Genomic DNA, 22,383 nt, shown 5'->3' with positions numbered 1-22,383 from the left:
GTAGACGGCATTGTCCAGTCAATGCGGCCAATGCCCTTGCGTGAACGTGGTGACCCTGCCAACATCCTGTCTGTAGCCATTGTACGGACAATGCCTACAGCGCCGGGGGTGCCGTGTGTCTGCACACGCATCCCACGGTGAAGGGGCCTGGGACAGAGCAGGCCGAGGGCGCCCCCGACCCTTGTCACTCGGGAGGGCGAGACCGAAAGGTCGCTCCGTCTCAGTCGCCTTCAAGGAGACGGATAGCTAGCTCAACTTCCGCAGCTCTTGGCTGCGGCCGGTTGCCTCCTCTGCCCGTCCGGGACCCCCTTGCGGGGGTGTCGTACGGGCGGGGTTGAGGGGAGCCGGAAGGCCCGTTCCCGATCCGTAGGAGCCCGTCATGAGCGCCACTGTTGAGATCGTTTCGTTCGGCTACCTGCACGCCCCGGAGCCCAAGGCTCACCTGACCGTGGATCTGCGTCAGCACTTCCGGGACCCGCACGTCAGCCCGGAGCTGCGCTACATGACCGCCGATGACGCGCCGGTCCGGGAGGCCGTGATGTCCACGCCGGGCATCGCAGCGCTGGTCGAGGCGACGGCCGCCGCCGTCACGGCATTCGCGTCCGGCCCGAGTGCCGGGCCCGTGGTCGTGGCCGACGGATGCGCCGGGGGCCGCCACCGCGCCCCGACGTTCGCCCGCGCTCTGGCCGCCCGCCTCCGGGCGGCCGGACACGCGGTCACCGTGCACCACCGGGACCTGGACAAGCCCGTCGTCCAGCGCTGAACCCCTGCCCCTGGTCGGTTGCCTGTGGCCCCGGAGTTGTTCCGGGGCTGCGGGGAGCCGGGACAGTCCCGAGCCCGTCGCATTCCACAAGGAGTCCTCATGGGTGCCGCCCGTCACTTCTTCCGCCGCTCCGAGGTGTCCGACGCGCAGGTCGCCGCCGACATCAAGGCCGACGTCGAGTCCTCCCGCAAGGCCGAGCGCACGTTCAAGGCCGCTGGCCAGCACCGCCTGGCCGAGGACATGCGCAAGGCCACCGACGAGTACCTGGACGAGTACAACGACCTGAAGTCGGGCCGCTGGTCCCCCAAGCACGCCCGCTGACCCCCGCACCCCACAACGGCAAGAGGCCCCGGAGCTGCAACTCCGGGGCCTCGTTCTGGGCCGTTCTGCGTGAAAGGAACCACGACCCAATGAAGACCATCGCTGCACTTCACGCGGCTGTTACGGCCGTGCCGTTCGACGGTGAGCCGTCGGCGGCGGAGCTGGACGCGATCGAGCTGGAGCTTCCGCTGATCCTGGCGGAGGTGGACCTGCTGGACGCGCAGATCATGATCCTGGACCGGCCGGTCACGGAGCTGGACGCCCGGCGCATCCGCCGGGCCCGCCACCGCGTCCTGGCCGCCCGCCGGAACCTGACGAACCGCGCCACGGTGGTGCAGGCGGGCGGTGCGGCGTGACCGCCAAGACCACTGTTCCGGCCGTCGCGATGACGGCAGTGTCCATGGTGCTGACCCTCGCGGTCGTCATGATGTGGCTGGGGGCGGCGGTGCCGTGGCCGGTCGCTCTGGTCGTCGGTCTGGGGATCGACGGCGGCTGGCTGGCCACCCTCGCCTACGAGCGCCGCCTGGCCGCGCAGGGCGACCACTCGCCCGCCGTCACGGCCGTGGGGTGGGGCTTCGGGCTGGTCGCCTCTGGCGTCCTTGTCGCCCACGCGCTCACCGTCGAGGAGAACGCCGGTGCGTGGCTGGCCGTGGCCTGGCTGCCCCTGGCCGCGAAAGCCTTGTGGCTGGTGCACGGGTTGTGGGAGCGCACCGCGCTGACGGCGCACGCGCTCAAGACGATCCGGGGCATCCAGCAGGACGCCCGCGACGAGGCGGCCGTGGCGCGTGCCCGGCTGCGGGCGGACGCGGTCACGGAGGAGACGCGGCTGACGGCTGTCACACAGGCCGGGGCGCGCGTCGCACGCGTCCAGGCCCGCACCGCGCAAGCCCTCTCGCGGGCGTGGTCGACCCTGGAAGCGGTGCGGGGCGGTGAGGACACCGCCAGGGCTCTGACCTGCGTGACGGGCCGCGTCACACCCGGCGTCGCACCCTCCTGGGAGCTGCCGGTGTGGGGGCCGAGCAACCCGGTGCCCGCGCTGGACGCGGCACCCGCGCTCACCGATGCGGAGCTGGACCGGCTGGGGGACGAGATCCGCCACAGCGAAACCCCGGCCCTGTCCTACCGGGAGATGGCCACCCGCTTCCGCGCCGCCGGACACTCCGCATCCGAGACCCGCCTGCGCGCCGCGTGGAAGCGCGTCGCGTGATGGGCGCCCTGCCCGTCTACCGATGGCGCCTGGCCCCCGACGGGCTCGCCACCCGCCGCCAGCTGAGGGCACGCGGGCTTCGGCCCGGCGGCCAGCCGGTGGCCGCCCAGCTCGAACGGCCGCGCCGACGGCGCGGCCCGCTGGTCGCCTACCTCTACCGCATCGACCTCGCCAAGCCCGTCCGGCCCATGACGCCGGGCCGGGCCGCCGCGCTCCAGCGCGCCATGGCCGCGCGGCGCACGTGCCCGAGCTGCCGACGTGATGCCGGGTACTGCATCCCGCCGTCGCTCGGCAGGTGCGTGCCCTGCGCCTACCCCCACCAGCAGCACGAGGAGTGGCCTCATGGGCCTGTTCCGCCGCAGCAGTAGCGAGACGCCCGCCGCCGACGACGCCCGCACCCGTCGGCTCCTGGACCGGGCGGACGACGCGTTCCAGCACGAGCCGACGACCGGCCTGGACGCCGACTTCCAGTCGGTCGTCATGGAGGGCCTGATGACCGACAAGGCCGCCGACACCTACCCGCCCACCGGCCACGGATACCCCCGGCGCTGAGCCCGCCGTCCTGCCGCCTGCCCGATCCACCCCCGCTCGCGCGGGGGTGGTGAGGGGAGCCGGACAGCCCGGCCCGCCGCCACAAGGGGACCGTATGACCAGCAAGCAGCAGCTCGCCGCACTCGCCGTCGCCGCCTGCAAGGAGATGGTCCGCATCGGCGTCCAGCACGGCATCGAATCCGACCACGCACGCCACGCCGCCGCCCTGGCCGACCGCGCGCTGACCGCCGCCGAGAACGCCGGTTGCACCATCGACGACTACGCCCGCGCCCGCCGCACCCACTGACCGCGCCCCGGAGCGGCCGCCACCCCGGCCAAAAAACGTCGGCCGCTCCGGGCCCTCATCCGCCCACACCGTGGGCAGACAGGAGCCTCAAGCATGACGGACAACGTCGTACACCTCTTCAAGGACCCACCCCCCGACACCGCCGAAACGCCTGCCCCGGACGCCCCGGACACGGTCCCCGTGCCGCTGGAGGCCACCGAGGCGCGTCCGGTCCCGCTGTGGCACCGGACGAGCCGGGCGGTGGTGCGGGTGGCGCGGGATGAGCGGACGCGGGCCGCCGGGCGGGCCGTGGTCCGGCACGGCTCGTACGTGGTCGGCGGGACGCGGATCGTGGCGCGCCGGGCGTGGGACGGCCGTACGGCGGCGCGGTACGAGCGGATGATCCGCGCGGCCGAGGCCGCCGGGAACCTGGAGGCGGCCGCCGAGTGGGAGGAGCGTGGACGGCAGTACCGCGCGGCGCGTCACCAACGGCGCATGGACCTGCTGACCTCCCCGGAGCGGCTGGTGAAGAACGCCGCCTACGCCACCGGCGGCACCCTCGCCGGTCTGCTGCTGCTCGGCGTCGCGCTCGCGGTGGCGACGAAGCAGCCGGGCGACGTGGTGGTGCCGCTCATGGCGCTGGTGGAGCTGTGCCGGCTGGTCGTGGTCATCGCGACCGTGGTGTGGGGGCCGCTGGTCACCCTTGGTCCGTGGCTGGCGCTGTGCGGGCTGTGGGCGGTCGGGCGCCACCAGCAGGCGGCGCCGCAGTGGGCCCTTCCCGCCCAGCAGCGCGGAAGCGACGCCGGGGCGCCGATCACGCCGTCCGTCGTCGTCACCGCCCTGCGGGATCTGGGTATCGCGCCGTTGCGGAAGGCCATCAAGGAGATGGGCGACGCCGGCGCCGCGATGCTCAGCCCCATCAAGATTGCCGGATGCGGCGTGGAAGTCGATGTCACCTTGCCGTCGGGGGTGTCGACGCAGGAGGTGCAGGGGCGGCGGCGGAAGCTCGCGGAGAACCTGTCCCGGCACGAGCACGAAGTGTTCATCACCATCCCCCAGGCGGCCCGCACGGTCCGGCTGTGGATCGCTGATTCGGGAGCGCTGGACGAGCCGATCGGGCCGTCCCCGCTCGTCCTGGACACCGATCTGCGGGCGGACTACAAGAAGGGCAAGGCGCCGTGGGGGCAGGACCTGCGCGGGGATGCCGCCGCCTTGAGCCTGTATCAGCGGCACATGCTCGTCACCGGCCTGTCCAACCAGGGCAAGACCGCCGCCGTCCGCGCGCTCGCCCTGTGGCTCGCCCTTGACCCGACGGTGGAGTTCCGGATCGCGGACCTGAAGGGCGCCGGGGACTGGGCGATGTTCGACGGGATCGCCACCGTCCTCATCCAGGGCCCCACCGACGACCACGTCATCCAGGCGACCGAGATGGTCGAGTCCGGGGTCACGGAGATGGAGCGGCGCCTGACCGCCCCGCCCGGCACCGCCTTCCCCCCGCTCATCGTCCTCGTGGATGAAGCGCAGGTCGCGTTCATGTGCCCGGCCGTGGACGAGGAGAAGCGCCCCTACGGCGGCTCCAAGGCCACCTCCCGGTACTTCATGGCGGCACGGAAGATCCACAACCAGGGGCGGGCGGTGAACGTGCTGCTGTGGCAGGGCACGCAGGACCCCACCGACCAGAACCTCCCCAAGCTCGTCCGGGAAGGCGCCCACACCCGCGCCTCCCTCGCCCTGGGCACCGAGTCGCAGGCCCGCATGGCGCTCGGGGACAAGGCCGTGGACGGCGGCGCCGCCCCGCACCTGCTCCGGCAGGGCCTGGACAAGGGCACCCTCGTTGTCGCCTCCGACGGCATCGACATCCCGGCCGGGCAAGCGTCCATCACCGTCCGGACGCACTACATCGACACCGAAGCCGCGGCCGAGGTGGCCGCACGGGCGCGGGCCCTGCGCGACGGGGTCACCACCCTGCGGGTGATCGACACCGACGAGCCGACCGACCCGCTGACGGACATCGCCCACGTGATCGGCACCGCCCCCCGCGTGCTCACGCAGGACGTGCTCCAGCGGCTGGCCACCACCAACCCCAAGGCATACGGGGCGTGGACGAACGGCGACCTCAAGCGCGTGCTGGAGGGCACCGGCGCCGAGCCCTACAAGTCCGACGGCCGCATGGTCGTCGGCCGCGACCGCATCGCCCGAGCCCTCGCCAACCGGACCAACGACGGTTCCGCTTCCGCCGCCCAGTAGAGGGAACCGCACCCCACGCCGGCCAGGGAGGCAGGGAGAACTCCCTGAACGGCTCCCTGACCCGCATCCCTGGCCTTGACCTGCTCAAACGGCCTTGCAGGGAGGCAGGGAGGCACCCCAGCTCACAGCCCCGAAACCCCCTCGAAGACACCCGGCGAGGGGGGTACTCCCGCCTCCCTGAACACCCACCACAAGCCATTCCGCATGAAGGCGGCCCCCACTCGCCAAAGTCCGGGGCCGCCCTCTTCTCCCAGTCCGCTACAGACCTACGGAGGTCTTCCAGCATGACCCATCCCGACCCCATCCGGCGAGACGGCGCCCGGGCGCGCCACGTCGCCGACGCCGCCCTGGACGCTGCCCGGAAGGGCTGGCACGTCTTCCCGCTCCGCCCTGGCGCCAAGCGGCCCGCCCTCCACCACGAGGCGCAGTGCCCGCGTACCGGCGCCTGCGCGGGTGGGCACGTGAAGTGGGAGCAGCGCGCCACCACCGACCCCGGCCGCATCCGCGCGGCCTGGTCGGCGGGGGCGTTCAACGTCGGCGTCGCCACCGGCCCGTCCGGGCTGGTCGTGATCGATCTGGACGCGCCCAAGGGCAAGGGATGTTCGGGCGCGCCTGACGGCGCGGCGAATTTCGGGGCGCTCTGCGAGCGCGCCGGGCACGCCGTCCCGGCCACCTTCCGGGTGCGGACTGCGGGCGGTGGTGAGCACCTGTACTTCCGCGCCCCCGCCGGGGTGCGCCTGAGGAACACCGCCGGGACGCTGGCGCCGCTGGTCGATACGCGTGCGTGGGGCGGCTACGTCGTCGCCCCCGGCAGCACCGTCCATGGCACGGCGTACGAGGTGGTGGACGACCGGCCCGTCCTCGAACTCCCTGCCTGGCTCCTGGACATGCTCCGGGCGCCGAGCAAGCCCACCCCGGTCCGCCTCCGTCCCGTCGTTCACCGGGACGTGTCGCGGGTCGCTCAGGTGGCGCTGGAGCGCGAGACCGCCGCCGTCGCCGTGACGCTGGAGGGCGGCAGGAACGCCGCGTTGCTGCGGGGCGCGAGGGCGGTGGGGCGGTTCGTCGCGTGGGGCGACATCCCCCGGCACGTGGCCGAGGAGGCATTTCAGGAGGCGGGCGAGGCGGCGGGACTGCCGCCAGCCGAGTGCCGCGCCACCATCCGCTCAGCACTCGACTGGACGATTCGCACCGCCCGCCCGAGGGAGGCGGCATGAGCCCCCGCCCCCGCCTGAAAAGCCTCACCCCGACCACCAGCCACCCGCGCCCCGCCGGACCGGCCCCGGCCCGTGGCGGCGGTGGTGCGCCGAAGGTCGCCGCCGAAGGCGTCCTCTTCAGTCCTGACCCGCACCCGGGCGACGGCCGCCGCATCGTCGGCATGCTCCACATCACCGCGCCGGGACGCGGCGCCGTGCCCACGGCCACGTCGGTGTGCGCGTGCGGCCGCAACCGCTCCGCCATCGGCCACCGCCGCGTCCTCGCCCTGATCGAAGAGCACACCGCCCACCGCACAGCCTGCCCCCTGCGCCACCACACCGAGAGGACCGCCGCATGACTCAGCAGCACATCGACGGGGCGGCCCTGCTGAACGAGGTCGAAGCCTTCCACCGGCGCTTCAACGTCTTCCCCACCGAAGCCGCCTACGTCGCCGTCGCCCTGTGGGACGCGCACGCGCACCTGCTGGACTGCTTCGACTCCACGCCACGCCTGGCGTTCCTGTCCCCGGAGCCGGGGTCGGGGAAGTCGCGGGCGCTGGAGATCGTGGAGACGCTGGTGCCGCAGCCGATGGTGGCGGTGAACGCGTCGGCCGCCGCCCTGTTCCGGGCCGTGTCCGGCGCGGAGGGGCGCCCCACGATCCTGTTCGACGAGATCGACACCGTCTTCGGCCCCAAGGCCGGGGAGAACGAGGAGCTGCGCGGCTTCCTGAACGCCGGGCACCGCCGCTCCGGGGTCACCTACCGGTGCGTCGGGGACGGCGGCAACCAGAGCGTCGTGGCGTTCCCCTCGTACTGCGCCGTCGCGGTCGCGGGTCTCGGCTCGCTGCCGGACACGATCCTGACCCGGTCCGTCATCGTCCGCATGCGCCGCCGCGCCCGCAACGAGAAGGCCGAACCGTTCCGGGCCCGCGTCCACACCGCCCAGGGCCACGCCCTGCGCGACCAGCTCGCCGCGTGGGCCGACCACGTCCGCCCGAAGGTCGATGGCGTGTTCCCCGTTATGCCCGAGGAGGTCACCGACCGCCCGGCCGACGTGTGGGAACCGCTCATCGCGGTTGCCGACGCGGCCGGTGGCGCCTGGCCCGAACGGGCCCGGACGGCGTGCGTGGAGCTGGTGAACGCGGCCAAGCAGGACGACAAGGGCAGCATCGGCATCCGCCTGCTGACCGACCTGCGCGACCAGGTGTTCCCCGGCATCGATCGCCTGCCCACCGTCGCCATCCTCGACCGCCTCCACAGCCTGGACGAGGCACCGTGGGCCGACATGGGCGGCAGGCCCCTGGACGCGCGCGGGCTGGCGAAGATGCTCCGCGAGTACATGACCGGCGACAACACCCCCATCGCCGCCCGGAACATCAAGTCCGGCACGGGGGTCCTCAAGGGGTACTACGCGGCCGACCTCGCCGACGCGTGGGCCCGCTACTGCCCCCCGCCCCCCGCAGGAAGCGCTACATCCGCTACCTCCGCTACCTAGCAGGTCACAGCCCCGAAACCGGTAGCGGACGACCCCGAATCATCCGCTACCGCGCCCCGTGCAGCCGCTACCCGCCCGCCCCCGCCCGGCGGGCCGGTAGCGGCACCCATCCGCTACCGCTACCACCATCCGCTACCACGATCACGCCCCTGACCAGGGCGGTAGCGGAGGTAGCGGAAGTAGCGGACTTCCCAGAAGAGGGCCGAAGAGGGCCCGGCCCATCAGGAGGCACTCCGATGAGCACCGCACTGCCGACCAGCCACGAGGCGCTGACCGTTCCGGAGGTCATGGCGGCCCTGCGGCTGAGCCGCTTCAAGGTCTACGACCTCATCCGCTCCAAGCAGCTCGCGAGCTTCAAGATCGGCGCGTCCCGGCGAGTGCCGGCCGACGCGCTGCACACCTTCATTCAGGACCGACTCAGGGAGGCCGCGTAGTGGCCAAGCGCGCCAATGGCGAAGGAAGCATCACCATCCGAAAGGATGGGACCTACCACGGTCGCGTGTACGTAACGACGACCGGCGGCATCCGGAAGCGGGTGTCCGTGTACGGCAAGACCCGCGACGAGGTCCGCGCGAAGATCACGGACTTGCAGGCGCAGGAAAACCAGGGCATCCCTGTCCCGGACACGAACATGAACCTGGAGGACTACCTGTCCTACTGGCTCGCCAAGGTGGTCAAGGTGCACCGGCGCCCCAAGACCTACCAGGGGTACGAGAGCGTTGTTCGGGTGCACCTCGTGCCGGGGCTGGGCCGGAAGAAGATCCGGACCCTGAGGGCAGCGGAGGTCCGGACGTGGCTGGCGAGGGTCGCGGCCGAGTGCCAGTGCTGCAAGCACGGGTGGGACAACGAGCGGCCGGAGCCGCAGTGCTGCGCAGCGGGGGAGTGCTGCAAAACGCTGCTCTCCCGTCGCATGGTGCAGTCCATCCACGCGGTACTGCGGAACGCGCTCCAGAACGCTGTCCGGGAAGAGCTGATCGTTCGGAACATCGCCCAGCTCGTTCAGGCCCCCACGCCCGCGTACAGCTCCGGAAAAGGCCTGAGCATCGCAGAGGCCCGGCTACTTCTCCGGGAGTCGGAGAGCGACCGCTTGCACGCTCTGTACGTCCTCGCCCTGGTCATGGGGATGCGCCGGGGGGAACTCCTGGGGCTCCGGTGGGACGCAGTGAATTTCGATCGGGAATCCCTGATCGTGGAGCGGGCCCTCCAGCGGGTCGATGGGGCGCTGAGGCTGGTGCAGCCGAAGACGCTGTCGTCCGTGCGGACCGTCCCCCTTCCGCCATTCGTGGTCAAGGCTCTGCTGGACCACCAGGAGCGACAGGCGCAGGAGCGGGCCGCCGCTGGCATCGAATGGAGGGAACACGGGTTGGTGTTCACGTCTCGGATCGGGACGCCGCTGGAGCCGGACAACCTGCGTCGGAGCTGGCATCCGCTCCGGAAGCGTCTGGGCCTAGACATTCGCTTCCATGATCTGCGTCACTCGGCGGTGTCTCTGCTGCTGGACCTCGGCGTGCCGCCGCACATCGTCCGGCAGATCGTCGGGCACAGCGACATCGGGGTGACCATGAAGGTCTACGCCCACGCGTCGCTGGACGAGCAGCGCAAGGCCCTGCGAAAGCTCGGGGACGCCCTGTCGTGACCCCGTTGGCGTACCGGTTGGCGTAAACGGCGATAGGCCCCGTCCGGAGACGGGGCCTATCGGCTGGTGGCTGGGGCCGGGGTCGAACCGGCGACCTTCCGCTTTTCAGGCGGACGCTCGTACCAACTGAGCTACCCAGCCACGTGACTCTTGCGAGTCACAGCGGTCCTGACGGGATTTGAACCCGCGGCCTCCACCTTGACAGGGTGGCGAGCACTCCAAACTGCTCCACAGGACCAAGCATCGCGCGAGCACTAGTCTCGCACAAGGTAAAGCGTGCCCCCAACGGGATTCGAACCCGTGCTACCGCCTTGAAAGGGCGGCGTCCTGGGCCACTAGACGATGAGGGCTAAAGGCCCGCCTGGGCGCCTCGTCAGCGCGTCGGGGACGTGAGAAGCATATGGGATGGGAGGACGGTTCGCCAAAACGGTTTACGCGGGGCCCCGTGAGCCGACTCGCGGAGCCCCGCGCCTCCCGTCCGCGTGGCCTCACGGGCGGGGCGCCGGTGCGGACGGGCGGGGCGGCTGCGCCGGCGTCGGGGACGGGGAGGGTCCCGTGGGGCTGCCCGACCCCGGAGCGGTCGGGCCGCCGGGCGTGGCCGTCGGGCTGCCCGGCGTGGCGGTGGGGCCCGGGCTCGTGGGGGCGGGGGTCGGGGAGGTGCCCGGGAGGACCTCGTCCGGGACGCGGCGCGCCACCTCCGCCGTGGTCAGGCCGAGACCGCCCAGCGTGATCTCGTCCCACGCCTGGAGCCGACGCGTGTCCCGGTCCAGGTAGAGCACCGACGCGTGGACCTTCTCCGGCTGGTCCTTCTCGACCGCACGCAGCCCGCCGCCGCCCGTGGAGCCCTCGATCTTCAGCCGGGTCCCGTTCGGCAGCACCTCGTTGACCCGCCGGTGGACGTGCCCGGCCAGGACCAGCGGCACCGCCCCGTCCGTCTGGTGCGCGGCGACCGGGTTGTGGGCGACCGCGATGTCCACCGGGGTGCCCGCCCGGGCCTGCGCGCGCAGCGACTCGGCCAGCTGGCTGCCCGCGGCCCGCTCCGCGTCGTCCCCGGCCGGCACGACCGTCCGGTCCGGTGTGAACTGCGGGTCGCCGATGCCGGCCACCCGCACCCCGGCGACGGTGACCGCCCGCCCGCCGTCCAGGACGTGGACGTTCCGCATGTCCTCCAGGTACTCCTGGGTGACCGCCGAGTCGTGGTTGCCGCGCACCCACACGTACGGCGCGCCGAGTGTCCCGATGGGGTTCAGGAAGACGTTCTCGGCGGCGCTGCCGTGGTCCATCGTGTCGCCCGAATCGATGATCAGGTCGATGTCGTACTGCTCCACGAGCGAGGCGACGATGTGCCACGCCGCCGGGTTCAGATGGATGTCGGAGACGTGCAGGACGCGGATGGTCGCCGGGTCGGGCTGGTACGTCGGGAGGGACGAGGTCGCGTCGTACAGCTTCGTCACGTTCGTGACGAGCCGGGCCAGTTCCTTCTGGTACACGTCGAACTCGGTGACGATCGACCGCGCGCTGCCGACCACCGAGGGGGCGCTGCTCAGCAGCCCCGAGAAGCGCGGCTCCAGTACGGACTTCGGGTTCCAGGTGGCGTACGCGGACACGCCCGACACCGCGAGCAGCACCAGCGCCAGCCCGCCGGCCGCCAGCGCGCGGCGCGGGCGGCGGTACACGACGAGGGCGAGCGCGGCGGCGCCCGAGACGACGGCGACGCAGGAGCGCAGGGCCAGCTCGCGGGCGCCGTCCCCGACGTCCGCGACGATCTCCTCCTGGAGCCCGGAGATCCGCTCGGGGTGCTGCACCAGGGCCTGGGCGCGGACCGGGTCGAGCTGGTCCACGTCCACGTCGAGCCGGATCGGCGCGGTGTGGGAGTCCAGTTCGAGGGCGCCCAGCGGAGAGACGTTGATCTTCGTGCCGCCGCTCAGGGACGGGCGGAGCGTCATGCTCGTGTCCATCGGCCCGACCGGCGCTCGCACGCTGCCGACCACCAGCAGGCCGAGCCACGCCCCGGCGACGACCACGGCGACCAGGCCGAGGGCCCGGAGCAGGGGGTGGGGCGCGGCGGCGGGACCGCCGGGGCGCGCGGCGGAGCCGGTACGGCGGAGGAGGCGGGAGGAGGGGGAGCGGCGGGAGGGGCCGGTGGTGACCGGGTCCCCGCCCCCTGACCGGCCCCTCACACGGCGCCCCATGCGGCGCAGGGCTCGGGCGATACGGACGTACGACGTACGGGCGACTGCTCGGGCCATTGGGGCCGTATGCCCGGCGGGGCGCGCGGCTATGCCCGTACGCGCCCGTACGCGCCCCTCATCCACGACAATGGCCGAGTGCTGGAGATGACGCGCGAGGAGTTCGAGGAACTGGTGGCCGAGGCGCTCGACCGGATTCCGGCCGAGCTCACCCGGCTGATGGACAACGTCGCCGTGTTCGTGGAGGACGAGCCGTCCGCCGACGACCCCGACCTGCTCGGGCTGTACGAGGGGACGCCGCTCACCGACCGGGGCGAGTGGTACGCGGGTGTGCTGCCCGACCGGATCACCATCTACCGGGGGCCGACGCTGCGGATGTGCGAGTCCCGCGAGGACGTGGTCGCCGAGACGGAGATCACCGTCGTGCACGAGATCGCCCACCACTTCGGCATCGACGACGCGCGGCTGCACGAACTGGGGTACGGCTGACCGGTAGGCCGTCCGGGCGTGTCCCCCACGGGGCGCGGGGAGTTGGTCAGGGAAACCCCGTCCGCCTGGAGGTGCCCCCGTGCGCCAGCTGCCCGCACCTGTCCGATGGGCCGTCACCGCGGTGGCGGTCGTGGCCTCCGCCGGCTCCGTCAGCGGCTGCATGAGCGTGTCCGACGAGAGCGCCAGGCCGCTGCCGAGCGAGGCGGTGGACCCGTCGGGGGCGGCGGCCGCCGAGCGGGACGCGGAGATGGCCACGACGGGCGGCGGGCACGAGCCGCGCGGCGTGGGCGGCCCCGGCGGCGCGGCGGGCGGCGACCGCGCGGGCGGCCACGGTCCGTCCCCGGCGCCCTCCGGGCCGGCCTCCCAGCACCCGGCACCCGGCAAGGGCGGTGACCCCGGCGGCGGTACGGGCCCCGGCGGGCCCACGCCCGGTACCGCCGCCGGGCCCGGCCCCGGCGGCGGTACCGCGGGTACGGGCGGTGCGGGCGGCCAGGCCGGGGGCCCGGGCGGTACGGGCGGTGGGTCGGACGGCCACGACGGCGGTACGGGCCCGGGCGGTACGGCCCCGTCGCCCTCCGAGCCCGCCACTCCGCCGGAGCCGACGCCCACGAGCCCGCCGCAGGCCAGCGAGCCGCCCACGTCGGGCCCGACGGAGCCGCCCGCCGAATCGCCGTCCGCCGACACCCGCGCCCACGCGATGGGCGCCCCCTTCTCTCCAGCCGACTGGCTGGAGCCCGCCGCGTCCCCCCAGGCCGCGCCCGCGTGACGCCCGCCGCGCTCCGCGTCGCCGTGAGGGGCGCGGGGCCTCCGCGTGACGCAGATCTCGCCCGACCGGCGGGAGGCGGCTTGCGCTGAGTGGGGGAAGGTGCGTATGGTGGTAGATCGTTTGATCCCATTTGCCCGGCGCCGTGAACCGAAGCGCGCCGTGTGGCGCGTACTCTCCCTTGCCGTGGCTGACCGCATCGAGGCGGTCGATTTGCTAAGCAGCGAAACACGGAGTTGACGGGCGCGTGCCGAGACTCCGGAAGGTTTCGCATTTCGCATGTCCATTTCCAGCACTGACGCCGTTCTGAACGAGAACGCCGAGATCGCCCAGATCACCGAGACCATCACCGACGAGCAGGCCGCTGTCGCCGCCGCGGAGGAGACGACGGTCGAGGAGACCGCCGCCGACACCGCCCCCGCCGACACCGCCGCCTCCGGCTCCGGCGCCGACGACGAGGGCGACGCCGAGAACACCGCCACCTTCGCCGACCTCGGCCTCCCCGAGGGCGTCGTCCGCAAGCTCGCCCAGAACGGCGTCACCGTCCCGTTCCCGATCCAGGCCGCGACCATCCCGGACGCCCTGGCCGGCAAGGACATCCTCGGCCGCGGCCGCACCGGCTCCGGCAAGACCCTCTCCTTCGGTCTGCCGCTGCTCGCCACCCTGGCGTCCGGCCACACCGAGAAGAAGAAGCCCCGCGGCGTCATCCTCACCCCGACCCGCGAGCTCGCGATGCAGGTCGCGGACGCCCTCCAGCCGTACGGCGACGTGCTCGGCCTCAAGATGAAGGTCGTCTGCGGCGGTACGTCGATGGGCAACCAGATCTACGCCCTGGAGCGTGGCGTGGACGTCCTCGTCGCCACCCCGGGCCGCCTGCGCGACGTCATCAACCGCGGCGCCTGCTCCCTGGAGCAGGTCCAGGTCGCGGTGCTCGACGAGGCCGACCAGATGTCGGACCTGGGCTTCCTGCCCGAGGTCACCGAGCTGCTCGACCAGGTCCCGTCGGGCGGCCAGCGCATGCTCTTCTCCGCGACCATGGAGAACGAGATCGCGACGCTGGTCAAGCGCTACCTGAACGACCCGGTCAACCACGAGGTCGACAGCGCCCAGGGCAACGTCACGACCATGACCCACCACGTCCTCGTCGTGAAGCCGAAGGACAAGGCGCCGGTCACGGCCGCGATCGCCGCGCGCAAGGGCCGCACGATCATCTTCGTCCGCACCCAGCTGGGCGCCGACCGCGTCGCCGAGCAGCTGCGCGACGCCGGTGTGAAGGCCGACGCGCTGCACGGCGGCATGACGCAGGGCGCCCGTACGCGGACGCTGGCCGACTTCAAGGACGGGTACGTCAACGTGCTCGTCGCCACGGACGTGGCCGCGCGCGGCATCCACGTGGACGGCATCGACCTGGTGCTGAACGTGGACCCGGCGGGCGACCACAAGGACTACCTGCACCGCTCGGGCCGTACGGCGCGTGCCGGCCGCTCCGGTGTCGTCGTCTCCCTGGCGCTGCCGCACCAGCGCCGCCAGATCTTCCGCCTCATGGAGGACGCCGGTGTCGACGCCTCCCGCCACATCATCGGGCAGGGCGGCGCGTTCGACCCGGAGGTCGCCGAGATCACCGGTGCCCGGTCGTTGACGGAGGTTCAGGCCGACTCGGCCAGCAACGCCGCCAAGCAGGCCGAGCGCGAGGTCGCCGACCTGGCCAAGCAGCTGGAGCGCATGCAGCGCCGCGCGACCGAGCTCCGCGAGGAGGCCGACCGCCTGGTGGCCCGCGCCGCGCGCGAGCGGGGCGAGGACCCGGAGAAGGCCCTCGCGGAGGCCGCCGAGGCGGCTGCCGCCCCGGCCGCGGCCCCGGCCGACGTGACGGTGTCCGTCCCCGCCCAGCGCGAGGAGCGCCCGTCGTCGTACGAGCGCCGCGACGACCGCCCGTCGTACAACAACCGCGACCGTGACGAGCGGGGCGGCGAGCGCGGTGGTGACCGTGGTGGCTTCCGCCGCGACGACCGTCCGTCGTTCAACCGGGACCGTCGTGACGAGCGTCCGTCGTACGGCAACCGTGACCGCCGTGACGACCGCGGTGGCGACCGTGGTGGCTTCCGCCGCGACGACCGCCCGTCGTACAACAACCGCGACCGTGACGAGCGGGGCGGCGAGCGCGGTGGGGACCGTGGTGGCTTCCGCCGCGACGACCGCCCGTCGTACAACAACCGCGACCGTGGCGACGAGCGCCCCGCGTTCAACCGCGACCGTCGCGACGACCGCGGTGGCGACCGTGGCGGGTTCCGCCGCCCCGACCGTCCGTTCAACCGTGACCGCCGCGACGACCGCCCGGCGGGCGGCCACCGCGCCGGCGGCCACGACCGCCCGTACGGCCGCCGCGACGACCGTCGTGACGACCACCGCGGTACGGGCTCCGGCTCGTCCTCGTTCGGCCGCCGCGACGACAAGCCGCGCTGGAAGCGCAACGGCTGACGCGCCGTAGGTCCCCTGGACGGGCCCGTACACGACACTCACGTGCCGTGTGCGGGCCCGTCCGCCATGCGGGACGCGCCGGAAGCGGGTGTTGTGCCGATACCCGATCGGCTCAGGCGTCCCGGCGGGCTATGCTCGGGGATGACCCGTCACGGGCCCTTAGCTCAATTGGCAGAGCAGTGGACTTTTAATCCATTGGTTGTGGGTTCGAGTCCCACAGGGCCTACTGGTCCGGGAGCCGCTCGGCGGCTCCGCCCACGGGTCCCGTTGCCCCGGCCGGACGTTTCCGGCCGGGGCACTCGTGTGTCCGGGGGCGGACGGCTGGAGCCGATCACCTGTGTGCCCGGGGCCGGGCCCGACGGGCTCTGACCGGGTGTCCGCGCGGGCTCGTGTGGCGGGGGCGGGCGTGGCGCGGCAGGCTGGTGACAGAGGCAGGGTGGGTGCGCCGTCGTGCCGTCGGCGTCCCGTGGAGCGGCGCTGCTGGAGGCTCTGCCCGGAGTGTGGCCCGACCAGGGGAGCAGACCGCATGATCCATTCAGCAGACATCCGCGAGTGGCGGAACCGGGACGTCGTGGACCCCAAGGGGCACAAGATCGGCTCCCTGGAGGCGGTCTACGTGGACACGACGACGGACGAGCCCGCCATGGCGACCATCCGAACGGGCCTGCCCACCCGGCAGCGCCTGGTGTTCGTCCCGCTGGACGACGCGACGGTCGGGCCGGGGTACGTCAGGGTGCCGTACGACAAGGGGACGGTCCGCAAGGCCCCAGCGATCGGCCTCGACGACGTGCTGGCCGCCGAGGACGAGGAGGTCGTCTTCCACCACTACGGCTTGGCCTACCAGCCCGGTGCCGCGGGCGAGCGGCGACTCGCCCGCCGCTGAACCGGACCGTCACGGAGGAGTTCCAGCATGGCGATCTTCCTGTTCCTGATCCTCGTGGCCGTTGTGCTCGGCCTCATCGGCATCGCCGTGGAGGGGCTGATGTACCTGCTGGTCATCGGCGCCGTCCTGCTGGTGGCCGACCTGATCTTCTTCGGCGCGTTCCTGTCGCGTCGGCGCACCCGCGGGCGCACGGTGCGGTAGCCGTAGGGCGCCATCGGCGTGGGTGGCAGGGGCTGTGGCAGGGCCGGGCGGTGCGGCTGGGCGCGGGGGGCTGGGCGCGGACGGCGGGGCGTGTCAGGCCCGCGGGCCCTCGTCCATGCCTGCGCCGTCCGTGCCGGTGCCGTCGTCCGTGGCCGTGTCGATGAGGATCTGTACCGCTTGGGTGACGTTGTCCGGCCGTACCGCCTGGGCCATGGCGGCGCGCGCGGCCTCGGTGGTGGCGTGCGGGGGGACCACCAGCAGCGAGAAGTGGTCGCGGTCGCCGCGGGTGATCAGTACGGTGTCGTCGCCGACGGGGAACGAGGCGATGTGCACCACCCGGTCGTCCACGACCAGCCTGACAGGGAGCTCGTCCCACGCGGCGGCGTCCAGGCCCACGCGGGTGATCGGCCCCAGGTGCTGGCTCAGGGCCCGTACCAGCGCCGGCAGCTCTTCCCCGATGTCGCGGGACCTCGGCCACCACGCCCCGTCGAGCACGCCCTCGCGGGAGCCCGTCGTCTCCAGCCGCACGAGCGCCGTGCCGGGCCTCACCGCCTCGTGGACGGAGTCCGGGAGGCGTCCGGAGGCGGGAGGAGTTTCGAAGTCGGCCATGGTGAGTTCGCCTGTCTACGGGTCCGGTCCCTGCGGCGAACCGGACGTTCACCCTCTTCCACGGTACTCCGCCGTGCGGGGCCGGCCGCCCACCCTGCTTCCGGTGAAAGGGGCTGGTCGGCGGGCGGTCGGAGCCGGTTCGCGGGTGGTCTGGGGAAGATCTTCGGGCGGCCGGCCGCTTATTGGTAAACGACCCCCTCCGGGATGGCGTAAGGTGGTGTTCACCGACGCGGGGTGGAGCAGCTCGGTAGCTCGCTGGGCTCATAACCCAGAGGTCGCAGGTTCAAATCCTGTCCCCGCTACTGAAACCGAAGGCCGGATCTTCTCGGAGATCCGGCCTTCGGCGTTTCCGGGCACCATCTGCCCGAGGCGGGCGGCCCGCACGCCGTGTGAGCGGAGAGGCGCGCTGCGCCATAGCGGTTGACAACCAGTCAGAAACTCGATTAGGGCTTTTCGGGGCCGCGATCGCCTGATCGAGGGTCAGTTCGCTCTGCCTTGTCCGTTTTTGGGGCCTTGGTGCTCCGGTGTGTGGACGAGGCATCCACAGGAACGGCTTGGAATACGGCCCTCGCTTCTATTAACGTTCGATAACGCAGCGCGGTCGTCCCAGTCGTCGCAAAGACGGCGCCGTGCGCATGCGCCGAATCCCGCAAGGGAACCGGGGAACCACCACACTTGGGGTGAATCGGGCCCTCACCGGCCCGTAGGAGACCTTCCTGCTCCGAACCCGTCAGCTAACCCGGTAGGCGGTGAAGGAAGGAAAGGAGTACGCCTCCGTGGCGTCCAACAGGCCTGCCCCCGAAGCCCCCTTCGGCTCGTACGACCCGATCGGCCATCCCACGGTTTCGGGAATCCCGGACGCCGCCGCCCCCGCGGCCACCGTCGAGTGGAACCCCACCGAGGACACCGTCCGCCCCGTCCGGGGCCGGCACCGTGTCGTCAAGCAGCGCGGCGGTCTCGCCCGCAGCTCCACGGTCCTCGGGGTCGGCGTCATCGCCGCCGTCGGAGCGGGCGGCATGGCCACCGCGCACGACAAGCCGCGCGTCGCCATATCCCTCCCGGACGTCAACCTCCCCGACGCGTCCTCGCTGCCCGGCGTCGGCGCGCTCATCAGTGACGACGCGGACGGCAAGGCCGACACGGCCGAGGAGGCCCCCGCCCCGTCCAACCTCGCCACGCTGACGCTCTCCGCCGATCAGGCCGCCGCCGACGCCCAGGGCGCCGGGACCGAGGCCGACGCCGGCGAGGCGCTGCGGACGCGCATCCTCCAGCAGGTCGAGCAGCAGCAGGCGTCCGCCGAGGCCGAGGCGCAGGCCGCCGCTGAGAAGGCCGCCGCCGAGAAGGCCGCGCAGGAGGCCGCCGCCCAGCAGGCCACCGCCGAGGCCGCCGCGAAGGCCGCCGAGGCGGAGCGCAAGCGCGCGGAGCAGGAAGCCGCGGCGAAGGCCGAGGCGGAGCGCCTGGCCAAGCTCGCCGCGAGCTACGCCCTGCCGACCTCCTCGTACACGATCACCTCGACGTACGGCCAGGCCGGCTCCATGTGGTCCTCCGGCTACCACACCGGCCTGGACCTGGCCGCCCCCACGGGCACCCCGGCCAACGCCGTGCACGGAGGCACCATCAAGTCGGCGGGCTGGTCGGGCTCGTACGGCTACCGCATCGTGCTGGAGCTCTCGGACGGTACCGAGATCTGGTACTGCCACCTGTCCTCCATGACCGTCAGCGCCGGACAGACCGTCAGCACCGGCGAGACGATCGGCCGCGTCGGCGCCACCGGCAACGTCACGGGCCCGCACCTCCACATGGAGGTCCACACCCCGTCCGGCGGCGGCATCGACCCCCTGGCCTGGTTGCGCGGCAAGGGCCTCACGGTCTGACCCCGGAGCCCGAGGTCTCCCCGCGCGACCCTGCGGCCCCGAGCCCGGCCTTGCGGCCCCCGAGCCCGTACCCGCGGCCCCCGAGCCCGGCCTGCGGCCACGACGGCCCCGGGCCGCGTCCCGACGGCCTCGGGCCCGACCTTGGCCGGCCCACCCTCGGCGCCGCCCCACCGCGGCGCCCGGCGCGAACCACCGCCCACCACGGCGCGGCCCCGTCGCGCCACCCGTGTACCCCGGCAGCCCTGGCGGCACACCCCCCGACGCCAGGGCTGCCGGTCCTTTCCCCGCCGTCGGCCGTACGACCGGCTCGCCTCAGGACACCGGAGCGCGGACCGGGTCGCCGAACAGCACGGAGGCCTTCCCCGTGGCCGCCACGGCGGGAGTACCGCGCTACGGCCCGGCCCCCGTACCGCCGGTCAGGAGCCCGGCGACGGTTCGGATGAGGAGCAGCCCGCCGACGACGCCGCCGAGCGTGATGGCGACGACGGCGCCGGCGGAGAGGCCCTTGCGCTGCGGAGGCCGGGGCGGCTGTGGCGGCGGGTGGAGCCCGTAAGGGCCCGGCCGGGGCGGATACGGCTGGTGCGGCTGCTCGTTCATGACGTCCCCTGGACACCCGCGTGGCGATGGTGTGTGAGGGACCCCGGAGGTATCGCTCCGGGCCCGCTCCTAGGAGGGTTTCGCCGAGCGCGGTGGTACCGGTACGTGCGGCGGGCGCGGAACCCGTGCGGCTCAGTGCCGGTACGGGTTGTACGCCGCGTAGTCGCGGTGGGGCGGTGGCGTCCAGACGCGGCCGGTGGCGCGGGCGGCGAACGTCAGGGACGGGGCCGCCACCGCCTTGCGCTGCCACAGGTGGTGCAGCAGCTCCTGCTCGCGGGCCGTGAAGTCCCGGTCGGTCACGCCCCGCCGCGCCCGGTGGCGCAGGAACGCCAGGGACGTCGCGAACGCCTCGTACTCGCCCACCGTCCGCGCCGCCGCCGGGCCGTACGCGCGCGCCGCGTACGACCGGGCCAGGCTCCGCGCCCGCATGGACGACAGGGCCAGCGGCTCGTCGGCGGAGAGCCAGCCCGCCGCCGCGTACGCGGGCAGCTCACCCGATATCGTCCGCAGCTCCCGCTGCCGCGTCCATATCGCCAGCCACGTCAGCAGCCCCAGCGCGGGCAGCATGAACGCCCCGTACACGAGGATGAACCCCCACGGCCCGAACGTCGTCGAGCCGTTCCACAGCGCGTGCACCCCCATCGCGAGGACCAGCCCCAGCAGCGGCAGCAGCGTCCGCACCACCCTGCGACGGCGCGCCGTCATCGCGGCGAGGCCGAAGCCGATGCCCGTCAGCACCGTGAACAGCGGATGCGCGAACGGCGACATCACCACCCGTACGAAGAACGTCGCCGCCGTCACCGACTCCAGGCCCGCCGTCCCGAACTCCTGGTCCTCACCGAACGCGCTGCCCAGGTACAGGATGTTCTCGGTGAACGCGAAGCCCGTCGCCGTGAACCCGGCGACGACCACCCCGTCCACCAGGCCCGTGAAGTCCCGCCTCCGGAACAGGAAGATCAGCAGGATCGCCGCGGCCTTCGCGCTCTCCTCCACCACCGGGGCGACGACGGTCGCGCCGAGCGTGTCCGCCGACGTCGGGTCCGCCGTCGCCGTGGCTATCCAGCGCGTCGCCAGCGTGTTGGCCAGGATCGCGACCAGCGCCGCCGCGAACGCCCCCCAGGAGAACGCGAACAGCAGGTTCTTCCACGGGCCCGGCTCCACCCGGTCCAGCCAGCGGAACGCCGCCATCAGCAGCGGCACCGGCAGCAGCGCCAGACCGAGCCCCACCAGGAATCCCGTCGTGCCCGTCTGCTCCCGCACCAGCGCCAGGATCACCAGGGCGCACAGCGCGAGCACCAGGCACACGGCCGAAAGCCGCACCACCCTGCTGCGCCAGAACCGGCCCCTCGGCTTGTACCGCCAACGGGCCCGCTCCGGCACGGCGTCGAACGACGGCCGCGGGTCGTACGCCGGGATGGCCGGCTGGGCCCACTGGGCGTGGTCGGCCGACCGGGCGTGGCCGGCCGGTGCTCCCGGCGCAGGGGGCCGCGGATCGAGGCGGGGCGCGTGCGAATCTGACACCCGATCGACCCTAGACGGCCGCACTGACAGTGCGCGAGCGCGTTGTGGACAGTTACGGCAGGGCTGTTACGCAGGTCTGTTGCGGCAGGGGGATACGGCAGGGGCGGCGCGCAGGTCTGTTACGCGCGGGCGAAGAGCAGGTCGTGGACGACGTGGCCCTTCTCCAGGCCCTGCCCCTCGAACCGCGTCAGCGGCCGGAAGTCCGGTCGTGGCGCGTATCCGCCGTCGGGAACGGTGTTCACGAAGCCCGGGTGCGCGGTCAGCACCTCCAGCATCTGCTCCGCGTACGGCTCCCAGTCCGTCGCGCAGTGCAGCACCGCGCCCGGCTTCATCCGGGTCGCGACCAGGCTCAGGAACTCCGGCTGGATCAGCCGCCTCTTGTGGTGCCGCTTCTTCGGCCACGGGTCCGGGAAGTACACGCGGACCCCTGCGAGCGCGGCGGGCGGCAGCATCTCGCGGAGCAGGATGATCGCGTCGCCGTTCGCGACGCGCACGTTGGTCAGGCCGTCGCGCTCGGCGAGGCCCAGCAGGTTGCCCTGGCCCGGCGTGTGGACGTCCACGGCGAGGATGCCGGTGGAGGGGTCGGCGGCGGCCATCCGCGCGGTGGCCTCGCCCATGCCGAAACCGATCTCCAGGACGACGGGGAGCCCCCCGAACATCTCGTCCAGGTCGAGGACGCGCCGCCCGTCGATGTCGAGGCCCCACAGCGGCCACAGGCGGCGCAGCGCGTCGGCCTGGCCGGTGGTGACGCGGCTGCGGCGCGGCTGGAAGCTGCGGATGCGGCGCTCGAAGTGCGAACCGGCCGGATCGGGGGACGGCCCGGTCCCGTCGGGGAACATCCGGCTCCCGCGCCGGGACGCGGGAACGGCCCCGGACGCGGTCGTCGACCGGGGCGCGGCCCCTGACACGGTGGGCTCGGGGCCGGTCCCGGAGGCGGTGGGCCCGGGGGCGGTCGGCTCGGGGGCGGGGGACGTGGGGGGCGTGCTCGACGCGGTCTTCTCGGACACAGTGCTATCGATTCTACGAACCCGGCCCACGTTCCCCACGGGCCCGAGCTCCCGGCCCGGAGGCCGCCCGGCCTGGGGGGCGCCCCGCCCCCGGAG

Annotated in this window: 24 protein-coding genes, 5 tRNA genes and 1 riboswitch; of the genes, 21 read left to right on the top strand and 8 right to left on the bottom strand. The window is 73.1% G+C overall.

Features of this window, described 5'->3' with window-relative positions:
• The first annotated feature begins 379 nt into the window (after positions 1-379).
• The 13 genes from J116_RS13205 to J116_RS13145 all read left to right on the top strand — a co-directional run bounded on the left by J116_RS13205 (position 380) and on the right by J116_RS13145 (position 9,679).
• Positions 380-763 (top strand): RapZ C-terminal domain-containing protein, encoded by a 384-nt coding sequence (locus J116_RS13205; protein ID WP_023587542.1) that lies wholly within the window; start codon positions 380-382, stop codon positions 761-763.
• A 99-nt stretch (positions 764-862) separates the two neighbouring features.
• Complete coding sequence (locus J116_RS13200; protein ID WP_023587541.1) at positions 863-1,084, top strand: hypothetical protein; 222 nt, start codon at positions 863-865, stop codon at positions 1,082-1,084.
• An 89-nt stretch (positions 1,085-1,173) separates the two neighbouring features.
• Positions 1,174-1,440, top strand: coding sequence for a DUF6284 family protein (locus tag J116_RS13195; protein ID WP_023587540.1), 267 nt, complete (start codon positions 1,174-1,176; stop codon positions 1,438-1,440).
• Positions 1,437-2,291, top strand: a complete 855-nt coding sequence (locus J116_RS13190) for a hypothetical protein (protein ID WP_023587539.1) — start codon at positions 1,437-1,439, stop codon at positions 2,289-2,291. The genes J116_RS13195 and J116_RS13190 overlap by 4 nt, the downstream gene beginning before the upstream one ends.
• Positions 2,291-2,659: an RRQRL motif-containing zinc-binding protein gene (locus J116_RS13185; protein WP_051203740.1), complete on the top strand. Its 369-nt coding sequence runs from the start codon at positions 2,291-2,293 to the stop codon at positions 2,657-2,659. Before J116_RS13190 ends, J116_RS13185 begins: the two co-directional genes overlap by 1 nt.
• Complete coding sequence (locus tag J116_RS13180) at positions 2,634-2,843, top strand: hypothetical protein (protein ID WP_023587537.1); 210 nt, start codon at positions 2,634-2,636, stop codon at positions 2,841-2,843. The genes J116_RS13185 and J116_RS13180 overlap by 26 nt, the downstream gene beginning before the upstream one ends.
• A 94-nt stretch (positions 2,844-2,937) precedes the next feature.
• A complete protein-coding gene (locus J116_RS13175) occupies positions 2,938-3,129 on the top strand; it encodes a hypothetical protein (RefSeq protein ID WP_023587536.1) in 192 nt (63 codons plus the stop codon).
• Positions 3,130-3,222: 93 nt separating this feature from the next.
• On the top strand, positions 3,223-5,355 hold the full coding sequence (locus tag J116_RS13170; RefSeq protein WP_023587535.1) for a cell division protein FtsK: 2,133 nt from the start codon (positions 3,223-3,225) through the stop codon (positions 5,353-5,355).
• 284 nt (positions 5,356-5,639) lie between these two features.
• Complete coding sequence (locus J116_RS13165; protein WP_023587534.1) at positions 5,640-6,569, top strand: bifunctional DNA primase/polymerase; 930 nt, start codon at positions 5,640-5,642, stop codon at positions 6,567-6,569.
• On the top strand, positions 6,566-6,907 hold the full coding sequence (locus J116_RS13160) for a hypothetical protein (RefSeq protein WP_023587533.1): 342 nt from the start codon (positions 6,566-6,568) through the stop codon (positions 6,905-6,907). Before J116_RS13165 ends, J116_RS13160 begins: the two co-directional genes overlap by 4 nt.
• On the top strand, positions 6,904-8,043 hold the full coding sequence (locus J116_RS13155) for a DUF3631 domain-containing protein (protein WP_023587532.1): 1,140 nt from the start codon (positions 6,904-6,906) through the stop codon (positions 8,041-8,043). Before J116_RS13160 ends, J116_RS13155 begins: the two co-directional genes overlap by 4 nt.
• 236 nt (positions 8,044-8,279) lie before the next feature.
• On the top strand, positions 8,280-8,477 hold the full coding sequence (locus J116_RS13150) for a helix-turn-helix domain-containing protein (protein WP_023587531.1): 198 nt from the start codon (positions 8,280-8,282) through the stop codon (positions 8,475-8,477).
• Entirely contained in the window at positions 8,477-9,679 is a 1,203-nt protein-coding gene (locus J116_RS13145; protein ID WP_023587530.1) for a site-specific integrase, read from the top strand. The genes J116_RS13150 and J116_RS13145 overlap by 1 nt, the downstream gene beginning before the upstream one ends.
• 64 nt (positions 9,680-9,743) lie before the next feature.
• Here J116_RS13145 and J116_RS13140 read toward each other — a convergent pair.
• The 4 genes from J116_RS13140 to J116_RS13125 form a co-directional block, all read right to left on the bottom strand.
• A tRNA-Phe gene (locus tag J116_RS13140) sits at positions 9,744-9,820 on the bottom strand.
• A gap of 22 nt (positions 9,821-9,842) precedes the next feature.
• Positions 9,843-9,917: transfer RNA gene (locus tag J116_RS13135), tRNA-Asp, on the bottom strand.
• Between the two features lie 39 nt (positions 9,918-9,956).
• Positions 9,957-10,029: transfer RNA gene (locus tag J116_RS13130), tRNA-Glu, on the bottom strand.
• A gap of 138 nt (positions 10,030-10,167) precedes the next feature.
• Positions 10,168-11,928 (bottom strand): metallophosphoesterase family protein, encoded by a 1,761-nt coding sequence (locus J116_RS13125; protein WP_235617344.1) that lies wholly within the window; start codon positions 11,926-11,928, stop codon positions 10,168-10,170.
• Positions 11,929-12,006: 78 nt separating this feature from the next.
• On the opposite strand from J116_RS13125, the gene J116_RS13120 reads away from it, so the two are divergent.
• The 6 genes from J116_RS13120 (at position 12,007) to J116_RS30130 (ending at position 16,679) form a co-directional block, all read left to right on the top strand.
• A complete protein-coding gene (locus J116_RS13120; protein ID WP_023587528.1) occupies positions 12,007-12,357 on the top strand; it encodes a metallopeptidase family protein in 351 nt (116 codons plus the stop codon).
• Between the two features lie 79 nt (positions 12,358-12,436).
• The gene (locus J116_RS13115) at positions 12,437-13,123 is read left to right on the top strand and encodes a hypothetical protein (protein ID WP_023587527.1); all 687 of its coding nucleotides are present in this window, start codon (positions 12,437-12,439) and stop codon (positions 13,121-13,123) included.
• Between the two features lie 276 nt (positions 13,124-13,399).
• Entirely contained in the window at positions 13,400-15,595 is a 2,196-nt protein-coding gene (locus tag J116_RS13110; protein WP_023587526.1) for a DEAD/DEAH box helicase, read from the top strand.
• A gap of 153 nt (positions 15,596-15,748) precedes the next feature.
• Positions 15,749-15,821 (top strand) — tRNA-Lys (locus tag J116_RS13105).
• A gap of 300 nt (positions 15,822-16,121) precedes the next feature.
• On the top strand, positions 16,122-16,478 hold the full coding sequence (locus J116_RS13100; RefSeq protein WP_023587525.1) for a PRC-barrel domain-containing protein: 357 nt from the start codon (positions 16,122-16,124) through the stop codon (positions 16,476-16,478).
• Positions 16,479-16,505: 27 nt separating this feature from the next.
• Positions 16,506-16,679 (top strand): hypothetical protein, encoded by a 174-nt coding sequence (locus J116_RS30130; protein ID WP_023587524.1) that lies wholly within the window; start codon positions 16,506-16,508, stop codon positions 16,677-16,679.
• Positions 16,680-16,772: 93 nt separating this feature from the next.
• Here J116_RS30130 and J116_RS13095 read toward each other — a convergent pair whose 3' ends face one another.
• Complete coding sequence (locus tag J116_RS13095; RefSeq protein WP_023587523.1) at positions 16,773-17,288, bottom strand: DUF5994 family protein; 516 nt, start codon at positions 17,286-17,288, stop codon at positions 16,773-16,775.
• 228 nt (positions 17,289-17,516) lie between these two features.
• Between J116_RS13095 and J116_RS13090 the strand changes: the two genes are divergently transcribed.
• Together J116_RS13090 and J116_RS13085 are read left to right on the top strand one after the other, a co-directional pair.
• Positions 17,517-17,590 (top strand) — tRNA-Met (locus tag J116_RS13090).
• 326 nt (positions 17,591-17,916) lie between these two features.
• Positions 17,917-18,052, top strand: a riboswitch (cyclic di-AMP (ydaO/yuaA leader).
• 12 nt (positions 18,053-18,064) lie between these two features.
• Positions 18,065-19,162, top strand: a complete 1,098-nt coding sequence (locus J116_RS13085) for a M23 family metallopeptidase (protein ID WP_023587522.1) — start codon at positions 18,065-18,067, stop codon at positions 19,160-19,162.
• Positions 19,163-19,552: 390 nt separating this feature from the next.
• Here the strand turns inward: J116_RS13085 and J116_RS13080 are convergent, their stop codons facing one another.
• From J116_RS13080 to trmB, 3 genes are all read right to left on the bottom strand, one after another.
• Positions 19,553-19,759, bottom strand: coding sequence for a hypothetical protein (locus J116_RS13080; RefSeq protein ID WP_028964014.1), 207 nt, complete (start codon positions 19,757-19,759; stop codon positions 19,553-19,555).
• 132 nt (positions 19,760-19,891) lie between these two features.
• Positions 19,892-21,175, bottom strand: a complete 1,284-nt coding sequence (locus tag J116_RS13075; RefSeq protein WP_051203737.1) for a PrsW family intramembrane metalloprotease — start codon at positions 21,173-21,175, stop codon at positions 19,892-19,894.
• A gap of 224 nt (positions 21,176-21,399) precedes the next feature.
• Entirely contained in the window at positions 21,400-22,287 is an 888-nt protein-coding gene (gene trmB / locus J116_RS13070) for a tRNA (guanosine(46)-N7)-methyltransferase TrmB (RefSeq protein WP_028964012.1), read from the bottom strand.
• Positions 22,288-22,383 lie beyond the last annotated feature (96 nt).

The organism is Streptomyces thermolilacinus SPC6 (assembly GCF_000478605.2).
In the GTDB taxonomy this organism is placed as follows: Bacteria; Actinomycetota; Actinomycetes; order Streptomycetales; family Streptomycetaceae; genus Streptomyces; species Streptomyces thermolilacinus.
This window is presented reverse-complemented; position numbering and strand designations above follow the sequence as displayed.